This is a genomic window from Curvibacter gracilis ATCC BAA-807 (assembly GCF_000518645.1).
Taxonomy (GTDB): domain Bacteria; phylum Pseudomonadota; class Gammaproteobacteria; order Burkholderiales; family Burkholderiaceae_C; genus Curvibacter; species Curvibacter gracilis.
In genome coordinates, this window is the sequence record NZ_KI912467.1 from 349,480 (window position 1) to 370,125 (window position 20,646).

The 20,646-nt window shown below is 68.4% G+C and carries 17 protein-coding genes; 5 read left to right on the forward strand and 12 right to left on the reverse strand.

What is annotated here, in order from left to right:
* Window positions 1–24: 24 nt before the first annotated feature.
* The 6 genes from L880_RS0130240 to L880_RS0130265 all read right to left on the reverse strand — a co-directional run bounded on the left by L880_RS0130240 (window position 25) and on the right by L880_RS0130265 (window position 5,209).
* Window positions 25–1,182: an acyl-CoA dehydrogenase family protein gene (locus tag L880_RS0130240; protein WP_043331035.1), complete on the reverse strand. Its 1,158-nt coding sequence runs from the start codon at window positions 1,180–1,182 to the stop codon at window positions 25–27.
* 10 nt (window positions 1,183–1,192) lie between these two features.
* Window positions 1,193–2,029, reverse strand: coding sequence for an SDR family NAD(P)-dependent oxidoreductase (locus L880_RS0130245; protein WP_043331037.1), 837 nt, complete (start codon window positions 2,027–2,029; stop codon window positions 1,193–1,195).
* Window positions 2,030–2,054: 25 nt separating this feature from the next.
* Window positions 2,055–2,477 (reverse strand): MaoC family dehydratase, encoded by a 423-nt coding sequence (locus L880_RS0130250; protein ID WP_027478785.1) that lies wholly within the window; start codon window positions 2,475–2,477, stop codon window positions 2,055–2,057.
* A 1-nt stretch (window position 2,478) separates the two neighbouring features.
* Complete coding sequence (locus L880_RS0130255) at window positions 2,479–2,931, reverse strand: MaoC family dehydratase N-terminal domain-containing protein (protein WP_027478786.1); 453 nt, start codon at window positions 2,929–2,931, stop codon at window positions 2,479–2,481.
* A gap of 13 nt (window positions 2,932–2,944) precedes the next feature.
* Complete coding sequence (locus L880_RS0130260; RefSeq protein WP_043331040.1) at window positions 2,945–4,147, reverse strand: lipid-transfer protein; 1,203 nt, start codon at window positions 4,145–4,147, stop codon at window positions 2,945–2,947.
* Between the two features lie 84 nt (window positions 4,148–4,231).
* Complete coding sequence (locus tag L880_RS0130265) at window positions 4,232–5,209, reverse strand: tripartite tricarboxylate transporter substrate binding protein (RefSeq protein ID WP_027478788.1); 978 nt, start codon at window positions 5,207–5,209, stop codon at window positions 4,232–4,234.
* 316 nt (window positions 5,210–5,525) lie between these two features.
* Between L880_RS0130265 and L880_RS0130270 the strand changes: the two genes are divergently transcribed.
* Both L880_RS0130270 and L880_RS0130275 read left to right on the forward strand, forming a co-directional pair.
* A complete protein-coding gene (locus L880_RS0130270; RefSeq protein ID WP_027478789.1) occupies window positions 5,526–6,161 on the forward strand; it encodes an NAD(P)H-dependent oxidoreductase in 636 nt (211 codons plus the stop codon).
* A gap of 260 nt (window positions 6,162–6,421) precedes the next feature.
* Complete coding sequence (locus L880_RS0130275) at window positions 6,422–7,684, forward strand: serine hydrolase domain-containing protein (protein WP_051443690.1); 1,263 nt, start codon at window positions 6,422–6,424, stop codon at window positions 7,682–7,684.
* A 17-nt stretch (window positions 7,685–7,701) separates the two neighbouring features.
* Here the strand turns inward: L880_RS0130275 and L880_RS36580 are convergent, their stop codons facing one another.
* The 4 genes from L880_RS36580 to L880_RS0130295 all read right to left on the reverse strand — a co-directional run bounded on the left by L880_RS36580 (window position 7,702) and on the right by L880_RS0130295 (window position 12,671).
* Window positions 7,702–8,796, reverse strand: coding sequence for a subtype B tannase (locus L880_RS36580; protein ID WP_245615441.1), 1,095 nt, complete (start codon window positions 8,794–8,796; stop codon window positions 7,702–7,704).
* Window positions 8,797–9,327: 531 nt separating this feature from the next.
* Window positions 9,328–10,401 carry an AraC family transcriptional regulator gene (locus tag L880_RS0130285; RefSeq protein WP_027478791.1) on the reverse strand — a complete coding sequence of 358 codons (1,074 nt, stop codon included), beginning with the start codon at window positions 10,399–10,401 and terminating at the stop codon, window positions 9,328–9,330.
* On the reverse strand, window positions 10,401–11,405 hold the full coding sequence (locus tag L880_RS0130290) for a tripartite tricarboxylate transporter substrate binding protein (RefSeq protein ID WP_051443691.1): 1,005 nt from the start codon (window positions 11,403–11,405) through the stop codon (window positions 10,401–10,403). Before L880_RS0130290 ends, L880_RS0130285 begins: the two co-directional genes overlap by 1 nt.
* 69 nt (window positions 11,406–11,474) lie before the next feature.
* Complete coding sequence (locus L880_RS0130295) at window positions 11,475–12,671, reverse strand: CaiB/BaiF CoA transferase family protein (protein ID WP_043331042.1); 1,197 nt, start codon at window positions 12,669–12,671, stop codon at window positions 11,475–11,477.
* A gap of 243 nt (window positions 12,672–12,914) precedes the next feature.
* On the opposite strand from L880_RS0130295, the gene L880_RS0130300 reads away from it, so the two are divergent.
* Window positions 12,915–14,048 carry a GGDEF domain-containing protein gene (locus L880_RS0130300; protein WP_027478794.1) on the forward strand — a complete coding sequence of 378 codons (1,134 nt, stop codon included), beginning with the start codon at window positions 12,915–12,917 and terminating at the stop codon, window positions 14,046–14,048.
* Here the strand turns inward: L880_RS0130300 and cobT are convergent, their stop codons facing one another.
* Complete coding sequence (cobT, locus tag L880_RS0130305) at window positions 14,049–15,137, reverse strand: nicotinate-nucleotide--dimethylbenzimidazole phosphoribosyltransferase (RefSeq protein WP_027478795.1); 1,089 nt, start codon at window positions 15,135–15,137, stop codon at window positions 14,049–14,051. It lies immediately after the preceding gene.
* 86 nt (window positions 15,138–15,223) lie between these two features.
* Between cobT and L880_RS33995 the strand changes: the two genes are divergently transcribed.
* Together L880_RS33995 and L880_RS34000 are read left to right on the forward strand one after the other, a co-directional pair.
* Entirely contained in the window at window positions 15,224–17,794 is a 2,571-nt protein-coding gene (locus L880_RS33995) for a DEAD/DEAH box helicase (RefSeq protein ID WP_051443692.1), read from the forward strand.
* A 77-nt stretch (window positions 17,795–17,871) separates the two neighbouring features.
* Window positions 17,872–18,903 carry an Rpn family recombination-promoting nuclease/putative transposase gene (locus L880_RS34000; protein ID WP_051443693.1) on the forward strand — a complete coding sequence of 344 codons (1,032 nt, stop codon included), beginning with the start codon at window positions 17,872–17,874 and terminating at the stop codon, window positions 18,901–18,903.
* A gap of 86 nt (window positions 18,904–18,989) precedes the next feature.
* Here the strand turns inward: L880_RS34000 and L880_RS0130320 are convergent, their stop codons facing one another.
* Window positions 18,990–20,375 carry a glycerophosphodiester phosphodiesterase family protein gene (locus tag L880_RS0130320; RefSeq protein WP_027478796.1) on the reverse strand — a complete coding sequence of 462 codons (1,386 nt, stop codon included), beginning with the start codon at window positions 20,373–20,375 and terminating at the stop codon, window positions 18,990–18,992.
* Window positions 20,376–20,646 lie beyond the last annotated feature (271 nt).

Here is a 20,646-nt window from a genome sequence, read left to right on the forward strand (position 1 = left end):
GGTGGGCATGGCGGGCCAGGCAGCTCAGAGGGTGCGCGAGATCAGCTCTTTCATGACCTCGCTGGTGCCGCCGTAGATGCGGTTGACGCGCGAGTCCACATAGGCGCGGCAGATGGGGTACTCCATCATGTAGCCGTAGCCGCCGTAGAGCTGCAGCAGCTCATCGAGGCAGCGGCCCAACTCCTCGGTGCTGAAGAGCTTGGCGATGGCGGCCTCCTGCAGGCTGAGCTTGCGCCGCAGATGCTCGGCCAGGTACTGGTCGACCATCATGCGCACCGCCGTGGCGCGGGCCTTGATCTCGGCCAGCTTGAAGCGGGTGTTCTGGAAGTCGAACAGCGGCTTGCCGAACACCATGCGCTCCTTGGTGTAGCGGATGGTCTCGGCCAGCATGGCCTCGAGCTTGGCGGCGGCGCCGATGGCGATGATCAGGCGCTCCTGGGCCAGCTCGGTCATCAGGTAGCTGAAGCCCTTGCCCTCTTCGCCCAGCAGGTTGTTCACCGGCACGCGCACCTCGTCGAAGAACAGCTCGGCGGTGTCGGCCGCCTTCAGGCCCATCTTGTCGAGCTTGCGGCCCTTGCGGAAGCCCGGCCGGTCGGCCTCGACCAGGATCAGCGAGGTGCCCTTGGCGCCCAGCTCGGGCTGGGTCTTGGCCACCAGCACCACCAGGTCGCAGTTCAGGCCGTTGCTGATGAAGGTCTTGGCACCGCTGATCACATACTCGTCGCCCTCGCGGCGGGCCGTGGTGCGGATGGCCTTGAGGTCGCTGCCGGCGCCGGGCTCGCTCATGGCGATGGCCAGGATGGTCTCGCCGCTGGCGCAGCGTGGCAGCCACTGCTGCTTCTGCGCCTCGGTGCCCAGGCGCTCGATGTAGGGCGCGATGATGTCCGAGTGCAGGTGAAAGCCCGGGCCGCTGACGCCCGAGCGGGCCACCTCTTCGACCAGCACGGCGCAGTGGCCGAAATCGCCCCCGGCGCCGCCGTAGTCGGGGCTGATCGCCGTGCACAGCAGGCCTTCGCGGCCGGCCTTGAGCCAGGTCTCGCGGTCGACCCGGCCGGCCTCGTCCCACTCGGCCTGGCGCGGCAGGCATTCGCGGGCCACGAAGCGGCGCACCGTCTCGCGGTAGGCCTCGTGGTCGTCGCGGAACAGGGTGCGCGGAAAACTCAAGACGCTTTGCTCATCCATGAAAAGCTCCTCAGGGGCGGCCGCCGCCGCACACCAGCACCTGGCCGCTGACGTAGTTCGACTCGGGAATGCAGAACAGGTACACCGCACCGGCCGCCTCTTCGGGCGTGCCGCCACGGCCCAGGGGGATCAGGGCTTCGGCGTTCTTCAGGATCTGCGGGTTCACGCCCACCTTGATCTGCTGGCCGGCAATGTCGATGCTGGCGCCGGCGGTGGCGTCGGCCTCGGTCAGCCGGGTCTTGATCAGGCCGAAGGCCACGCTGTTGACGTTGACCTTGTAGCGCCCCCACTCCTTGGCCATGGCCTTGGTCAGGCCATTGATGCCGGCCTTGGCGGCCGCGTAGTTGGCCTGGCCCGCGTTGCCGTACACGCCCGAGGTGGACGAGATGTTGACCACCTTGCGGAACACATCGCGCCCCTCTTCGCTCTCACGCCGGTTGGCCTCGCGGATGAAGCCCGAGGCGGCGCGCAGGATGCGGAAGGGGGCCGTCAGGTGCACGGCCAGCATGGCGTCCCACTGCTCGTCGCTCATCTTCTGCACCACGCTGTCCCAGGTGTAGCCGGCGTTGTTGACGATGATGTCCAGCCCGCCATAGGTGCTGACCGCGGCCTCGACAAAGCGCTCGGCAAAGCCGGCCTCGGTGACGCTGCCCACGCAGGCCAGGGCGCGCCCGCCGGCGGCCTCGATCTCGGCCACGGTCTGGCGGGCCGGGGCCTCGTCCAGGTCGTTGATGACCACGGCCGCGCCCTCGCGGGCCAGCTTGAGGGCGATCTCGCGCCCGATGCCCCGGCCAGAGCCGGAGACCAGGGCCACCTTGCCCGCGAGTTTGTTCAATGCGTTGCTCATGGGGTTTCCTTCAAAGGGTCAGGGTTCAGGGCAAGGCGACCACGGCCTCACCGGCCAGCTTGATCACGCCCTCGGCGTTGGTGGTGCTCAGGGCCAGGCGCACGCAGCGTTCGCCCTGGCGTTCAAACTTCTCGGTGATGTGGCCCGCGCAAGTGATGCGCTCGCCCACCTGGGTCATGGCGGCAAAGCGCACGCTGTACTCGCGCAGCGCACTTTGCGGCACCCAGTTCGTGAGCAGGCGGGCCAGCCAGGCCATGGACAACATGCCGTGGGCGATCACGTCGGGCAGGCCGGCGGCCTTGGCAAAGTCGATGTCGACGTGAATGGGGTTGTGGTCGCCCGAGGCGCCGCAGTACAGGGCCAGGGTGTGGCGCGACAGCGGCGGGGTCTCGAAGGCCGGCAGGGCATCGCCCACGTTCACCTGGTCGAAAGAGGGAAGCGTGCTCATCTCAGGCTCCTGGCTGGTTGCGGATCACGGTCACGGCGCGCAGTTCGGCCACCAGTTCATCGCGCTGGTTGCGCACACGGGTGCCGCGCACCACGAACTCCAGCGCCCCGCCCTTCTTGTCGTAGATGTCGTCGATGCGCTGCTCGAAGCTCAGCGTGTCGCCCGCGTAGGCCATGCGGTGGTAAGTGAAGCCTTGCTCGCCATGCAGCAGGGTGCGGTAGTCCATGCCCAGCAGGTCGCGGATGGCGGCCGGGTCGGGCGACTCCATCTCCAGGCAGAACAGAAAGGTGGGCGGCACCGGCAGGCCGGGGTGGCCGGCGGCGCGGGCGGCGGCCTCGTCGCTGTAGACCGGGTCGGTCTGGCCCGTGGCCTTGGCAAAAAAGCGCAGGCGACCGGCCTCGACCACGGCGCTGAAGCGGGGCATCACATGCCCGATGAACTTCTTGTCGATCATGGTGCGTGCCCCTTCAAACGGCTTGGTACAGGGTGACCACGCAGGCCCCGCCCAGGCCCAGGTTGTGCTGCAGGGCCAGGCGGGCACCCTCGACCTGGCGCTGCTCGGCCTGGCCGCGCAGCTGCCACACCAGCTCGGTGCACTGGGCCAGGCCCGTGGCACCCAGCGGGTGGCCCTTGGACAACAAGCCGCCCGAGGGGTTGGTGACGATGCGCCCGCCATAGGTGTTGTCACCGTCGAGGATGAACTTCTCGGCCGTGCCCTCGGGGGTCAGGCCCAGGGCCTCGTAGGTGATGAGTTCGTTGGCCGTGAAGCAGTCGTGCAGCTCCACCACGTCCAGGTCTTCGGGGCCGATGCCGGCCGCCTCATACACCTGGCGGGCCGCCGCCGCGCTCATGTCGTAGCCCACCACCTTGCGCATGTCGTCGCTCTCGAAAGTGCTGGGGGTGTCGGTGGTCATGGCCTGGGCGGCGATCACCACGCGCTGGTCCAGCTTGTGGCGCTTGGCAAAGTCGGCCGAGCACACCACGGCCGCGGCGGCCCCGCAGGTGGGCGGGCAGCACTGGAAGCGCGTGAGCGGGTCGAACACGGTGGCCGAGGCCATCACCTCGTCCAGCGTCAGGGGCTGGCGGAACAGGGCCAGCGGGTTGCGTGCGGCGTGCTGGCGCGCCTTGACCGAGATGCGGCCAAAGGTGTCGGCCCGGGTGCCGTACTGGCGCATGTAGTCGCGCCCGGCGCCACCGAAGAACTGCGCGGCGCGCGGGGTCTGGGGCTCGTAGCCCTGGTGCGCATCCATGGCCTCGGCAAAGCGGGCCATGGGCGAGGGGCGGTCGTCCCAGGCGCCCTTGAGCGCGCCGGGTTGCATCTGCTCGAAACCCAGCGCGATGGCGCACTCGACCATGCCGCTGGCCACCGCCTGGCGCGCCAGGAACAGCGCGCTCGACCCGGTGGAGCAGTTGTTGTTGAGGTTGAACACCGGGATGCCGCTCAGGCCCACGCCGTAGATCGCGGCCTGGCCGGCGGTCGAATCACCATACACATAGCCCACATAGGCCTGCTGCACCAGGGCGTAGTCGACCTTGGCATCGTCAAGGGCCAGCCGGGCGGCGCGGGCGCCCATCACGGTGTAGGGCTCGCTGGCACCGGGTTTGGTGAAGGGGATCATGCCCACGCCCACCACATGGACGGCACGTTGCAACGCTTGAACAGCACTCATGGAAGTCTCCTGCGGGCCCAACTCGGGCCCAGGGTTCTGGAAATCGGAAAGCGGAAAGCGGAAATCGAAGGCCGATGCCGGCGGCTACTCGATGGAAATGCGGGCCTCGCGCACGATGCGCTCCCACTTGGGCAGGTCGTTGCTCAGCACGGCCTGCAACTGCTCGGGCGTGCCGCCCACCGGGGTCAGGCCCATGGCCTTGAGGCGGCCGCTGAGTTCGGCCCCCGCCACGATGCGCTGCACCTCGGCCGACAGCTTGTCGACGATGGGGCGCGGCGTACCGCCCGGTAGAAACACACCAAACCAGCCGTTGGACTCGAAGCCCTTGAGCCCCTGCTCGCCCAGGGTGGGCACCTCGGGCAGCGACGGGTGCCGCTGGGTGCCGGTGATGGCCAGCACACGGATGCGGTCCGAGCGCAGGTGCGGGGTGATGGAGGTGGCGTCGACAAAGGCCGAATCGAGCTGGCCGCCCAGCAGGTCGTTCACCTCGGGGCCGGCGCCCTTGTAGGGCACCGAGATCAGGTTGATGCCCGCGGCCATCTTGAGCAGCTCGCCATGCATGTGAGACGAGGTGCCGTTGCCATAGGTGCCGTAGTTGAGCTTGCCCGGCCGCGCCTTGGCCAGGGCGATGAACTCGGCCAGGGTCTTGGCCGGCGAACTGGACGGCACGATGAACAGATCGGACGAGGTGGCCAGCTGCGAGACGGGGGCGAAGTCGCGCAGCACGTCGTAGGGCACTTTGGCATAAAGTGCCGGCGACTGGATCATGGCCGTGATGCTGACGAGCACGGTGTAGCCATCAGGCGCGGCCTTGGCCACGATGTCGTTGCCCAGCATGCCGCTGGCCCCGGGCTTGTTGTCGACCAGCACCGGCTGGCCCCAACTTTGCGCCAGCTGGGTGGCCAGGATGCGGGCCATGATGTCGGTGCCCCCACCCGCCGGGTAAGGCACCACCAGACGGATGGGCTTGGCCGGATAGGCCTGGGCAAAGGCGGAGCCCCCGCCTGCAGCCAGCCCCATGGCCGCGAGGGCCTGCAAGGCTGATCGACGTGAAACGCGCATGTCTTGTCTCCTGGTTTTGAGGACCCGACCCGCTTCTTCGAGCGGATTCAGGCCTTCAGTTTGCGCATTTCAGGAGAGCAGGCCAATCGCGGATTGAGCCAATCTGATTGGCAGAAAATACCAGGGGCCGCGTTCAGGGCACCGTGCACCAACAGGCCGGTGCAACGCGCTTTACGCAACAAGCACTGTCTCCAATTTGGAAATATTGCGTTGCCGGCAAGAAAACAAGGTCGGTGGCAGAATGCAATGCACACCCGGCCCAGCGATGGCACACCGGGTCAAAAACCCATCCCAATCCCATTTCCGAGTCCGTACCATGAACCTGAACGATTTGCTCAAGTGGCGCTATGCCACCAAGAAGATGAACCCGCAAAAGGCCGTCCCCCAGGACAAGGTCGACCGCATCATCGAAGCGGTGCGCCTGACCGCCACCTCCAGCGGCCTGCAGCCCTACGAGCTGATCGTGGTGACCAACCCCGAAGTGCGCGAGAAGATCAAGGCCATCGCCTGGAACCAGGGCCAGGTCACCGACGGCTCGCACCTGATCGTGTTCGCCGCCTGGGACAACTACACCGCCGATCGCATCAACCACATGTTCGACCTGACCAATGACGAACGTGGTTTCAAGAACGAAGGCTGGGAAGCCTACCGCGCCAAGCTGCTGGCCCTGTACCCTGGCCGCGATGCTGAAACCAATTACCAGCACGCCGCCCGCCAGGCCTACATCGGCCTGGGCACCGCGCTGATCGCGGCTGCCGCCGAAGGCGTGGACGCCACCCCCATGGAAGGCTTCGACCCCGCCGCCCTCGACGAGATCCTGGGCCTGCGCGCCAAGGGCCTGCGCAGCGTGATCATCCTGCCCCTGGGCTACCGCGAAGAGGACAAGGACTGGCTGGTCAACCTGAAGAAGGTGCGCCGCCCGAACTCGCAGTTCGTGAGCGAAGTGAAGTAAGCACAGCCCCTCGCCTGTGCCCCGACGGCCCGTGCCCGCCCCTGTGGTGGTCACGGGCCGTTTGTTTTGGGGCTTGGCTTTTAATCAAAAAATGGGCATCGGTGCCAGAAATCATCGAATTTCTTGAAACCTAAGCGTTTTTTTGATGAGCGACCGTTTTTTAATCGTTTCTCAAAATGCCCGTCTGTCGCGTCAGCGAAATCGACTCGCTACCAAAGATCGCCACAATCGGGATCCACTTGGCCCCCAGAAATCCACCCATGTCAGACACCCTCACGCCCCCCACCTGGCCCGACGCCCACGCCAGCAACCCACAGGCCCTGGGCTGGATGCAGGGCTCGCCGCCGCCGGCCGACAAGACCATCCGGTTCGACGACGGCAGCTTTCTGCGCTTTCCGCAGCTGCGCTGGAGCCTGAGCCACCTGCGCGAGTTTGTGCCCACCACGGCGATCGAGCGCGCACCTGGCGCCCCCAGTGCGTTGCCGCTGGCCCTGCGCGATGACCTGGATGCCCTGCGCTTCACCTCCCTACACGGTGAAGCGATGAGCTGGCGCGAGGCGCTGCTGCGCACCTACTACGACGGCATCCTGGTGCTGCACCGGGGCCGGGTGGTGCAGGAGGACTACTTTGGCGAAGGCGCTGCTGATCGGGGCCATGCGCTGTTCTCGGTCACCAAATCCTTTGTCGGCACACTGGCCGCCATGGACGTGCACCAGGGCCGGCTCGACCCCCAGCAGCCCGTGGCCGAGCTGCTGCCCGAACTGCGCCACAGCGCCTATGGCACGGCCAGCGTGCGGCAGGTGATGGACATGCTGATCGGGCTGGATTATTCGGAAGACTATGCCGACCCGCAGGCCGGCATCTGGGATTTCTCGCGCGCCGGCGGCCTGCTGCCCCGCCCCGAGGGCTATGCCGGCCCGCTCAGCTATGGCGAGTTCCTGGCCACGCTGCGCCAGCAGGGCGAGCATGGCACCGCCTTTGCCTACAAGACCGTCAACACCCAGGTGCTGGGCTGGCTGCTGGAGCGCCTGCATGGCCAGCGCCTGGCCACGCAGATCTCGCAGCGGCTGTGGCAGCCCCTGGGCATGGATCACGAGGCCTCGATCTCGCTGGACGCCACGGGCGCGGCCTTTGGCGGCGGCGGCATGAGCGCCACCGTGCGCGACCTGGCCCGTTTTGGCGAGATGATGCGCCTGCGCGGCCACTTCAACGGCCGCCAGATCGTGCCCGAGGCGGTGGTGGCCGACATCGAGGCCGGCGGCCAGCGCAGCCACTTTGCCCAGGCCGAGGGCTACCGCGCCACCCTGCCGGGCTGGTCGTACCGCAGCATGTGGTGGGTCAGCCACAACGCCCACGGCGCCTACATGGCGCGCGGCGTGCACGGCCAGTGCATCTACATCGACCCGGCCGCCGAGATGGTGATCGTGCGCACCGGCTCGCACCCGGTGGCCAGCGGCGTGGGCAACGACCCGATCACGCTGCCGGCCTTTGCGGCGGTGGCCGAGGCGCTGATGCGGGGCTGAGCCCTGCCCCTGCCCGCTCAGCGCGCCAAACTGATCTGGCGCGCCCAGGCGAACAACTCATCCAGATCGTAGTCACCGCTGTGCGGGCGGTCCCAAGGCAAGGCCAGGTCCACCGACCGGCCTTGCTGGCGCAGCGCACTGGCCAGGATCAGGGGCACGGCCAGCGAGGTGTCGCGGTCTTTGGTGCCCTGGCGGATGCGCCAGTGGCGTGCGGTGCTGACACCGGCGCGGCCGATGTAATTCATGGGATTCATCATGGCCACCTGCTGCGCGTCGGCGCGGGTGGCGCCCGGGGCGGTGTTGTGCGCCATGCCGAAGTCGGTGAAATGCTGCTTGTCAGCCTGGGCGAGGCCAAACAGCTGGTTCTCGCCCGAGCTGAGGTCGAGCGCATCGAAGGCGGGCGGGGTCTTCATGCGGCCCGCGTAGGCCAGATAGCCCTCCAGGTTCAGATCGATCACCCGCCCCTCACGCACCGTGAGCCAGCTCAGGCCTGACAGCTTTTGCCCCTGGTCCAGTGCCTGCTGGGCCGAGGCGACGAGCAGCGATTTCAGGTACTGCCGGAAGGGGCCCTGCCCTTGGGCGTCCAGGCTCAGGGCCTGGCCCTCGGGCCCGCGCAACTGCAGGCTGTTGAGGTAGGCCGGAAAGGCAGCCTTGAGCTCACGCGAGAGCCGGATCTGCTCGGGCGACAGCGTGCCGGCCACGGGCTTGCGCTGCACCTTGTAGTCGAGCATCGAGATCTCGATCTTCTGGTAGTCGTTGAAGCCGGCAAACAACCACTCGTAGGCGCTGTCGGCATGCTCGAGGTTGGTGATGGGGCAGTAGGCCGACACCGCAAACAGATCATCGCGGCTGGGGGCGGCCCCCAGCTCGGCCAGCAGGGGCTCGAAGTCAGGGCTGTTGCCGCTGGCGCCCAGCAGGGCCGACAAGGCGCCGCCCGCACTGGTGCCGTTGGAGATGATGCGCTCGGCATTGCCCGGCATGCGCGCGTCGTTGTAGCGCAGGTAGCGCACGGCCGCCTTCAGGTCGACGATGGCTGCGGGGGCCTTGCCGTTGGCCTGGGTGCGCCCGCGGGCACCGGGAGCCGCCACCACAAAGCCCTGGCTCAGGGCCACGGCCAGAGTGTTGGGGCGCTCCTGGTGGCCCACCCAGCCCGGCACGTCCGCTCAGGCTGGCAGGTTCGGCCGGCATGTAGCCGCCCACCTCGTTGGGCAGGAAGATCGGCGCCGTCTGGGCCGTGAAGCCGGCCACGCTCTCGCCCTTGAAATAGGCCTCGGGCACATACAGGTTCATGCGCTCGTAGCGTGCATCGGCCGGCCGGGCCACATAGACAATGTTCTCGTAAGCCCGCACCGCCAGGGTCTGGTCGTTGACCTGGATCTGGCGCAGCTCGTAGCGCTGGGCATCGAAGTTCAGGGCGGTGCCCGTGCCTGCGGCGGCGCCGGGCGCCAGCTGGGCGCAGGCCGCCAGCAGCAGCGTGGTTCCGCCCAGCAAGGCGGTGGTGCGTAACGTGGACAGGGTTTTGCAGGCGGTCATGGGCAAAGCAGAAGAGGTCGGCAGAATCCGCCGCCAGTATGCCCACGGCGTGTGGTGGCGCGATGCCCGGATCGCATCGCTTCGGTAAAGCGCACCCAGACCACAAGGTCTCAATGCGGCAGGGCCAAGGTGGTCGGGTCCGGGGCAGCTGCGCCGGCGTGCGGCCGCAACAAGGTCTGGCGGTACACGCCCGGGGCCAGGCCGGTCCAGCCCTTGAAGGCGCGGTGGAAGGTGCTGGCCTCGGAAAAGCCCAGGCGGTTGGCGATGTCCAGCAAGGTCAGCTCGGGCTGGCCCAGGTACTCGATGGCGGCATCACGGCGCAGGTCGTCCTTGATGGCCTGGTAGCCCAGGCCCTCGTCGCGCAGGCGCCGGCGCAAGGTCTGCGGGGTCATGGCCAGGTAGTCGGAGACGAATTCGAGCGAGGGCATCTCGCCCGCCAGGTGGCGCCGCAGCAAGCGGCGGATGCGCTCGCTCAGGCTGGTCTGGTCGCGGTAACGGATCAGCAGGCTGGCCGGCGCCTGGCGCAGAAACTCCTGCAGGCTTTGCGGCGTCTGCACCACCGGCAGATCCAGCCAGCGGGCCTCGAAGCGAAAGCCCACCCAGGGGTGGTCGTACACCACGGGGGCCTGGAACAGGCGCCCCGCATCGCTGCTGTAGCCCTGGTCGATGGGCCGGTACATCACCTCCAGCACCGGGATGCGGCGCGCCACCAGCCACGAGGCCAGCCCGTAGGTGAAAAAGCAGAAGGTGCGGTCGGCATAGCCCCGCTCCACGGCCCGTTCGCCCCGCCCCACCAGGCGCACCGCGGCCTGCCCCTCGTGCACCACCAGGCGGGGCACGAAGTCGGGCAGCACGCGGTGGTAATAGGCCAGGCCGGTGCGCAAGGCCTCGCCCAGGGTGCGGCATTGCACCAGCAGCCGGCACATCTGGGCAAAGTGGCCCAGCGGCACGGGCTGGCTGCACAGGCCCCACAACTCGTCGCGGGTGCTGCGGCTCAGCAGCTTGATCAGCGCCGCGTACTGGGCCTGCGTGACGCGCGACAGCGGCGAATCCAGCAGCGCCGGCACGATGCCGGCGCGGCGCAGCAAGGCCTGCACGTCAACGCCACGGCCACGCACGCCCTGCAGGATCTGACTGACCTGCAGGATGGCAATGGTGTGGCGGGTCACCTCGGTCGATGGCATCAGTCGAGTTTAAGGCCCAGTTCCTGCACGAACACCTTCTCACGCGCGGTCTGTTCCGCAGCGTAGCGGGTGTAGTCCTCGGCGCTCAGGTACAGGGGCACCTGGTCGTTCTGCTCCAGCGCGCGGGTGAAGCCGGGGTCGGCCATGGCCTTGCGGAAGGCGTCGTGCAACACCTTGACCACTTTCGGGTCCATGCCCTTGGGGCCGGCCAGGCCGATGGGCGAGTTGACCACCAGGTCAAAGCCCAGTTCGCGCAGCGTGGGCACCTCGGGCCAGCGCTTGAGGCGGCTCTCGCCCAGGGTGGCCAGCACACGGGCCTTGCCCGACTCGGCCAGCGCGCCCCAGCCCGGGTCGGAGATGACCATCAGGTGCCCGCCCAGCAGGGCGGCCGTCTCTTCGGCCATGCCCTTGTAGGGGATGAAGTTGAACTGCACCCCGGCCGCCCGGGCCAGGCGCTCCATCGCGATGTGGCCGCTGCTGCCCCGCCCCGTGCTGCCGAAGCTGATGGCGCCGGGCTGCTTGCGTGCATCGGCCAGCAGGTCTTGCACGGTCTTCCAGGGGGCGTCCTGGCGCACCACCAGGCCGTTGGTGTAGCCGGTCAGGCAGATCAGGTAGCTGAAATCGGCCACCGGGTCGTAGCTCACCTTCATGAGGTGGGGCAGGCGGAACAGCGTGGCCGCGATCAACGCGATGGTGTAGCCGTCGGGCGCCGCGCTCTGGGCCATGGCGGCCGGCCCCAGGGTGCCGCCCACGCCGGGGCGGTTGACGATGACGATGGGCTGGCCCAGCTCGCGCTGGGCCGCCAGCGCCAGGGCGCGCAGCTGCACATCCGTGGCCCCGCCGGGCGGGAACGGCAGGATCAGCGTGATGGGCTTGCTGGGGTAGGCCTCGGCGGCCTGCAACGCCGGGGCGAAGGCGAGACCACCCAGCGATGCCAACAGGGCCCCCATCGCGGCACGGCGGGCCAGCGGGCGCGCACGCCCTGTCCAGAATCCGGTCTTCATAGGCTTGTCTCCTTGGTTTTTATCCTGGGCGGGCCGAGGGCCCTGCCCGCTGATTCAGACGGGCCCCGCTCAGGCCACGGCCCCCTGGGCGCGCAGGGCCTCGATCTCTTCGGCGCTGTAGCCGGCCTGGGCCAGCACGGGGTCGGTGTGCTCGCCGGGCCGGGGCGCCGGTTGCCGCAGGGCAAATTCATAGCCGCTCATGCGCACCGGGCAGGCCAGCTGGCGCTGCCCTTCAGGCTGCTGCAGCACCATGCCCCGGGCCTGGAACTGCGGATGCTCCAACGCCTCTTCGAGTTTCAGGATCGGGGTGACACAGCAGTCCACGCCCGCCAGGTGCTCGGCCCACCAGGCCAGGGGCTGGCTGCCGATCAGGGCTTGCAGCTCGGCACGCATCTGCTCGCAGCCGGCCGGCGTGGCGGGCTGGTGGCGGGCCTGCCACTCGGGCCGGCCGACGTGCTGGCAGAACAGGTCCCAGAACTTCTTCTCGAGGGCTGCCACGGCCAGGTGCCCGCCGCAGGCGGCCGTGTACACCGCATAACAGGGCAAGGCCCCGGTCAGCTTGCCCTGGCCCACCGGGCTGGTGCGGCCCTGGGTGTTGACCGCCGCCAATGGCAGCACGGCATGGGCCAACACCCCGTCGGCCACGGCGATGTCGACATGGCGCCCCAAGCCCGTGCGCTGCGCATCGAACAAGGCGGCCAGGATGCCCATCACCGCGGTCATGCTGCCCCCCAGCAGATCGGCCACCGGCACATTGGACAAGGCGGGCGGCTGGCCGGGTTGCCCGCTCTGCTCGGCCACGCCGGCCAGGCCGGCGTAGTTGAGGTCGTGGCCGGCCGCATCGCGCAGGGGGCCGGTCTGGCCGTAGCCGGTCAGGCTGCAATAGACCAGACGCGGGTTGATGGCGGCCAGCGCCGGGTAGCCGGCGCCCAGGCGCGCCATCACGCCCGGGCGAAAGCCCTCGACCAGCACATCGGCCTCGCGCACCAGGCGCTGCAGCACGGCCAGGCCGGCGGCTTGCTTCAGATCCAGGCACAGGCCCTGCTTGTTGCGGTTGACCAGCTCGCGCACGGCGCGGGCGGCGTAGTCACCCGCACCGGTGTCTTCGATCTTGATCACCTCGGCGCCCAGATCGGCCAGGTGCAGGGTGCACATCGGCCCGGGCAGCAGGCGGGTGAGATCGAGCACACGCACCCCATGCAAAGGGGCGGCCTGGGCCGGGCCGGCAAGGGGCGCAGAGTCAGGAGGGGCAAGGGTCGGTGTCATGACAGCGGGCGGGTGAAGGACCGGGCCAGTCTAGGCAGCCCGGCCCACCCCTCGCAATGGCCGGCACGATCAAAGCCATTGGCCGGAACGTTCAGTTCGCCATCGAACACAAAAAGCCGGGAAAACCAGCAGATCTGAAACTCTTGGGCTATGTAAAGGCTTCGTATACTGTCATCCGAACCGTCTGTCGCCCAAAGGCTTGACTGGGCGGCCAAGACCACTGCCTTGCCTGAAAGCCATCACTTGTCTGCACTCGACGCCCGGTCGATCATGATGTTGTCAGGCCTGCTGGCCCTGCTGATGTCACTGGTGCTGATCTTCATGCGCCGCAGCTACCCACGCCATCTGCGCCAAGGCCTGGGTTTGCTGACCTGCGCACCGCTGTTGTGGTGTGCCAGCACCGTGCTGTTCGGCCTGCGCGGACACCTGCCGGATCTCTTCTCGGTGGTGCTGGCCAATGAAGTCCTGATGGGTGGCGTGCTGGCCTACCACGTAGGCAATCAATACTTTTTCACGGGCCAAGCGCGCTGGAAGGGCTGGACCCTGGTGGTGCTCGGCTGCCTGCCTGTGATGGCCTGGTTCACCTGGGTGTCGCCCTCGTACGACGTGCGACTGATCCTGTTCACCAGCCTGATGGGTGCGCTGTTTCTGACCCAGATGCGTTTCATGATGCGCCAGCCCACCAGCTTCAGCCAGACCGTGGTAGTGCTGGTGCTGGGCCTGCAAAGCGCCATCCTGGGCGCCCGCCTGATCAGCGTCTTGCTGGGGCACGCGGGTGAAGGCCTGATGGAGCCCGGCCTGATGCAGCTGGCCTACCTGTCGGGCAATGCCGTGACCATCCTGATGCTGACCGTGGGTTCGGTGCTGTGCGCCACCGAGCGGCTGCGCATCGAGTTCGAGCACCTGGCCAGCCACGACACCCTGACCCAGGCCCTGACGCGGCGTGCCGTGCTGCAGCGTGCCGAAGAGGAACTGGCCCGGCTGCGTCGCCACGGCGACCCGGTGTCGCTGATGATGCTGGACCTGGACCATTTCAAGGCCATCAACGACCAGTTCGGCCACCAGCAGGGGGATGCCGTGCTGATCGAGTTCACCGCACGCACCCGCCGCATGCTGCGCCAGACCGACCTGCTGGGCCGCTATGGCGGCGAAGAGTTCCTGGTGCTGCTGCCCGGCACCGATGCGGCCACCGCCCTGGGCGTGGCCGAGCGCGTGCGCCAGGCCCAGCCGGCGCCACCGGCCCTGGGCTGCACGGTGAGCATCGGCGTGGCCACGGCCGTCGAGCCCGGAGAATCGATTGACGCCTTGCTGGCCCGGGCCGACAAGGCGCTGTACCAGGCCAAGAACGATGGCCGCAATTGTGTGCGCGCGGGTTGATCAAGCCTGCTGCTGCGACACCCCCGCGGATTCGAAGCTGGCCATCTCGGCCAGCACCCGGCAGGCGGAATCGAGCAAGGGCCAGGCCAGCGCCGCGCCCGAGCCCTCGCCCAGGCGCAAACCCAGGCTCAGCAAGGGCTCGGCCCTCAATTGCTGCAGCATCAGGGCGTGCCCCCGTTCGCCCGACTGGTGGGCAAACACGCAGCGCTGACGCACCGCAGGGGCCAGTTCGCAGGCCAGCAGCACTGCGGCGGTGGTGATGAAGCCATCGACCACCACCACGCGGCGCTCGGCGGCCGCCTGCAGCACGGCGCCCACCAGGGTCACCACCTCGAAGCCACCGAAGGCGGCCAGGGCGCGCAAGGGCTCGTCGCGGCCGATGTCGGCGTGGCGCGCCATCACCTGCTCCAGCACGGCCACCTTGCGGGCCACGCCGGGCTCGTCCAGCCCCGTGCCGCGGCCCGTGCACTCGGCCACCGGGCGGCCACTGGCCCAGGCCAGCAGCAAGGCAGCCGACGAGGTGTTGCCAATGCCCATCTCACCCAGCAGCAAGGTGTTGCCGGGCAGGCCGGCCAGCACCTCACGGCCCTGGCGCAGCGCCTGCTCGCATTGGGCGGCCGTCATGGCCGGGCCCTCGACCGCATCGGCCGTGCCCGGTGCCACCTTGCGCAACAGCAGGCGTGGCGCACCCGGTACCGGCTCGGGCCGGGGCTCGAAATCGCGGCGCACGCCGCAGTCGACCACGGTCAGGGCCAGGCCATGCTGGCGGGCCAGCACGCTGACAGCCGCACCGCCGGCCAGAAAGTTCTCGACCATCTGCCAGGTCACATCCGCCGGGTAGGCCGACACCCCGCGCGCCGCCAGACCGTGATCGCCCGCACAGACCAGCATCTGGGGCTGGCGCAGGGCGGGGGCCTCGCCGCCCAGGATCTGGCCCAGCTGCAGGGCCAGCGACTCCAGCTGCCCCAGGGCCCCCAGGGGCTTGGTCTTGTGATCGATCAGGTGTTGCAGGCGTGCCGTGAGGGCGGCATCGTGCAGATCGGGCACATCAGGGATCAAGGGCAAGGTGGAGGGGGTGGCCAGGGACATGGATGAACTCAAAATTGCGCAAAACCCGCATTGTCCTCCTCGGGCAGCCCGGGGTCGGCGGTCTGGCAAGGCGACAATCGGCGGCCATGCCTGCGCTGCCGCCCTCTATTCCTGCCTCGGCCCTCCCACCCCCGCCGCGCCGCCCCGGCCTGCGCACCGTGCAGGGCCGGCTCACGCCCTGCCTGACGCTGCAGACCCTGGGCCGTGGCGAGGGCCTGCTGGGCCTGTGCCGCGACGGCGTGTTCGGCCCCCGGGGCGAACAGGTCACGGTGGCCTGGGTCGACTGGCTGTACCTGGTGAACGACCAGCCCCTGTGGCAGACGCCCGCCCCGCGCAGCGTGCTGGGCCAGCGCCCCCTGCCCACCGAGCGCCTGAGCGATGCCAGCGGCCAGGCCGTGCTGCTGCACCGCGACCTGGCGGCCGAGGCCCAGGCCACCGATCGCCTGCGTCAGCTGGGCCTGCACCCGCTGAAAGCCGACACCCTGCAATGGCGCTCACCCGAGGCCGAAGCCCAGGCCTTGCCCGAGGAGCGCGCCCTGGGCCTGTGGTCACTGCCCCAGGAAGAAGCCTTTGGCGACTTCTGGGCCGATGAGGTGCCGCTGCTGCAGGCCGCCGGCTGGCGCGTGGTGGTGAAGCCTGGCTTTGCCCACCAGAGCGTGCCGGTGGAAGCCTGGCGCCTGCTGATCGAGCCCGACACCGGCGAGGTGCTGGGCCGCCTGGTGGCCGGCCCGCTGGGCCAGCGCCCGCCCGAGCCGGCCCCACTGGGCCTGCCGGCGCGCAGCGGGGCCTGGTTCATGACCCTGGGCGTGGTGATCGAAGGCCAGACGCTGGACCTGGGGCCCATCCTGGCCGACCTGCTGCGGCGTGACGCCCGCTGGCTGAGCACCGAGCGCCTGCGCGCCATCGACGACCTGAGCGTGGTGACACTGCGCGCCCCCGGCGGCAAGCGCCTGGAGGCCCCCGCCAGCACACTGAAGCCCATCGTGGCGGCACTGCTCGACCTGCTGAGCGACCCGCGCCAGGCTGCCGGCCCCTGGCGCCTGCAGGCCTGGGACCTGCCCCGGCTGGAGCAGTTGCGGGCCCCGCTGGAGGCCAGCGGCACAGCGACGCCCCCCGCCCCCGTGCCCTGGCATGTGCAGGGCGAAGACAGCCTGGGCCCCTGGGTGCAGCGCCTGCGCCAGGCCGGCAGCCCGCCGCCCGTGGCCGCGCCCGCCGGCTGGCCCCTGCCCTTGCGCCCCTACCAGCTGCAGGGCCTGGCCTGGCTGCAGTACCTGCGCGAGCACGGCCTGCACGGTGTGCTGGCCGACGACATGGGCCTGGGCAAGACGGCGCAGACCATTGCCCACCTGCTGCTGGAGCACCAGGCCGGGCGCCTGCAACAGCCCGCCCTGGTGGTGCTGCCGGCCTCGCTGATCTTCAACTGGCAGCTCGAACTGCAACGCCTGGCCCCCGGCCTGCGCGTGCTGACGCTGCACGGCAGTGAACGGGCCGAGCACTTTGCCCACCTGGGCCAGTACCAGGTGGTGCTGACCAGCTACGCCCTGGCCTGGCGCGATGTGCGGGCCCTGCGCGAGCAAGCCTGGCAATGGGTGGTGCTGGACGAAGCCCAGATGGTCAAGAACGCCGACAGCCGCAGCGCCCGGGCCCTGCGCCAGTTGCGGGCCGAACACCGCCTGTGCCTGACCGGCACCCCGCTGGAGAACCACCTGGGCGAGCTGTGGTCGCTGTTCGACTTTCTGATGCCGGGTTTTCTGGGCACGGCACGGCATTTTCAGCAGCACTGGCGCAAGCCCATCGAGGTCAACGGCGAGACCCTGCGCGCCCGCCTGCTGGCGGCGCGGGTGCGGCCCTTCATCCTGCGCCGGCGCAAAGACCAGGTGGCCACCGAGCTGCCGCCCAAGATCGAGATCACCCGCAACGTGACGCTGCAAGGCGTGCAGCGCGAGCTGTACGAGAGCGTGCGCGTGGCGGCCGACCACCTGCTGCGCCGGGTGCTGCAGCGCCAGGGCTTTGCCAGCTCGCAGATCACCATCCTGGACGCCCTGCTCAAGCTGCGCCAGGTGTGCTGCGACCCGCACTTGGTGCCCGGCCTGCCCGTGCCCGCCGACCTGCTGGGCGCCAAGCTGGAAGACCTGCAGACCCTGCTGCCGGGGCTGGTGGACGAAGGCCGGCGCGTGCTGGTGTTCTCGCAGTTCACCGGCCTGCTGGCCCGGGTGGGCGAACTGCTCGATGCCCAGGGCATCGCCTGGCTGCGCCTGACCGGCGACACCCCGGTGGCCGAGCGCGGCGCCCTGGTGCAGGCCTTCCAGGCCCAGCAGGCCCCTGTGTTCCTGATCAGCCTGAAGGCGGGCGGCACCGGCCTGAACCTGACCGCCGCCGACACCGTGATCCACCTCGACCCCTGGTGGAACCCCGCCGTCGAACAACAGGCCACCGACCGCGCCCACCGCATCGGCCAGACCCAGAGCGTGTTTGTGTACCGGCTGGTGGTGCAAGGCAGCATCGAAGAGCGGATGCTGACCTTGCAAAAGCGCAAAGCCCAGCTGGCCGAAAACCTGCTGGGCAGTGACCCCGCCGAGGCGGGCAAATTCAGTGCGACGGAGCTGGAGGGCTTGCTGGCGCCGCTGGAGCAAGAGAACGCGGAAACAGGCTCTTAGGTCCCCTCGTCGCCTCACGCAGGCTGCCTGGCGGACGGCGGCCCCCCAGGCGCAGCAAGCCCCCACCATCGGCGGTCATGGCCCCCGAAACCGATCACGACAGCGGCTACAAGCAACTTTTCTCACACCCTGAGATGGTGCGTGACCTGCTCACGGGCTTTGTGCCCGGCCCTTGGCTGCAGCAGGCCCGGTTTGACACCCTGGAGCATGTCAACGCGAGCTATGTGAGCGAATCTGACAAGCACCGCCACGACGACATGGTGTGGCGCCTGAAGGTGGGCCCCCACTGGGTCTGGGTTTACTTGCTGCTGGAGTTTCAAAGCCGCCCCGACCCGTGGATGGCGGTGCGCATGATGGCCTACGTCAGTCTGCTGGCACAGAACCTCATCCGGCAAAAGCAGTTGCAGCAAGGCAAGTTACCGGCCCTGATCCCCCTGGTGCTCTACAACGGCCAGCCTCGCTGGAATGCGCCGACCGACGTCGCCGATTGCTTCGCCCCCCCTTTGCCGGGCCTGGCACCCTTTCGACCCCAGCTGATGTACCACCTGATCGACGAAGCCCGACTGCAGCTGTCGCCGTCGGCTGAGGTTCGCAACCTGGTCGAGGCCCTTTTCCACCTGGAACGCAGCCAAGCCCCACAGACCATCGGGCGCCTGGCCCTGGCGGTGAAAAATGCCTTGCAAAGCCCCGCACACAATGAACTCAAACGCACGCTCAACCGCTGGCTGCGCCAGGAGATCGGGCGCAAAATACCCGTCGACATGACCGGCGTTCTCGCCCACATCCCGGATTTGCTGGAAGGAGCACCCATGCTCGCTGAAACACTTGGCCGGCTCTACACGGAAGCCACCCAAAAAGGCATTCAAGAAGGCCGGGACGAAGGTTTCGTTCTGATGCTGACCCAGCTGGTCGAGCAGCGCTTTGCCCCCGTGCCCGCCTGGGCCTATGCCCGCCTGCACACCGCCCGACCGGATCAGCTGCTTCTGTGGGCCAGGCAGATCCTGACCACACCCGACCTCGAAACGCTGCTCAACCCAGTCGGGCAGTCGGCCGACATCCCGGGCCGGAGCCGCCCCAGCCCCCAGGACGCATCAAGCGACCCGGTTTGATCCGGGGCCTGCCCCGCCCCACCCTGCCCCGCTGAACTGAAGGGTCGGCTGAAGGCGCTGCGGCCGGCTCAATGCCGGCCTGCTCCTCAAATGCCGCGTTCCTTGCGGTAAGCCGTGCGTGCCGCGAAGGCGGTGTTGGCAAAGTCGGAGAACACGCCGTCCACGCCAGCGCGGTAGAAGGTCAGGTACTCAGCGGTCGGGTCGCCCTTGTAGAAGCCGGCCAGGTACTTCTGCTCGTTGCGGAAGGTGTAGACGTGCACGAACAGGCCAGCGGCGTGGGCGTCGTTGATCAGGCTGGTGGGGGTGACCGAGTTCACGTCGGCCAACGAACCGGTGTAGCCGGCGGTGGTCGGGAAGGGCGACACCTTGAGGGACATGACCTGCGGCTTCCAGGGGCCGATGCCGTCGGCATAGGTCTTGATCTCGGCCAGGCCGGCGGGGGTCAGCATGGCGCCGAAATAGCGGCCATCGCCATTGACGGTCCAGCTGTAAGGGCGGCCATCGACGAAGTTGTACTCGTCGTTGGTCTGGTAGATCATTTCGCCCGTCTTGTAGTTGACGTCGTTGCCGTCGATCAGCTGCACCACGCGGGTGTTCAGGCCGATCGAGCGCATGTACTTGAGGCTGGCCGGGTCGAAGGACTGCACGAAGATCGGCGCGGTCTTGCTGTTCAGGTTGTTGTCCTTGATCAGCTTGACGATGGCGTCTTCAAACGGGTGGGTGCCGGTACCGCAGCCGTTGGCAATGGCCTGGGCGTTGTTCCAATAGGGGTTCTTGGCCTCGGGGTAGACCGTGAGGGTGCGACCGGTGCTGGCGCTCTTGGCCTTGGCAATGTCGATGATCTCCTGCATGGTCAGGATGGGGTACTTGCCATTGAGGGCGGTGGGGCGCTCGTTGCGGGCATCGTAGGTGGTGCCGCCCAGCCACTGCTTGAGTTCGGCCACGGTGAAGTCGGTGATCGACCAGTCGCCGGTGTGGTCCTCGCCGTCCACCACCAGCGACTGGAGCACCGATTTCGGGTCGCTGCTGGTGCGGTCGCTCAGGTAGGTGGCGGGGCCGCCGTACTGGGCCAACGAATAGGTCACCGGCACCTGCACACCGGGCACGGTGCGCTTGCGGGCCGCCACCACGGCGTTGGTCTGCGCCACGGTGCTGATGTTGGTGTTGTCGCTCAGCCAGGGGTTGTGGCGTGCCACCAGCACGCAGTCCTTGGTGAGGTGCAGGTCTTCCTCCAGGGAATCGGCACCGGCATCGGCCGCGCCTTCATAGGCCGGCTGGGTTTCTTCGGGGTACAGGCCAGGCAGGCCGCGGTGGCCGATCACCAGGGGCTGGCTGCCGTCCAGGGTGTTGAAGCCGAAGATGTTGCCACCGCCGTCGCCGCCACCGCAGGCCGAGAGGCCCAGCAGGCCGACCAGCAGGCTCAGGGTGAAGCCGGTTTGCAGGCGGCGTGTCGGGGTCGATGTGTTTTTCATGATCTGTTTCCTCGCTCCATGGACAAAACACCATGCTGAAAGCTGCGTGTGACAGCGTGATGTAAATGCCGTGTAAATCCAACAAGGCGGGCGCCTTTGGCCTGCAACAGCGTGAAGGCAAATCTGAACAGCCCAGGCCGGTGCCCACCGGCCCATCCCCGCCAGGCCAGACGCCGCCGCCTGCGATCGCAGGAGCATCAGATCCGGACACCTGCCGTCGGCGCCAAACCTAGACTTGATCGCCCCCCCCAAACCAAGCAACGGAGACAAG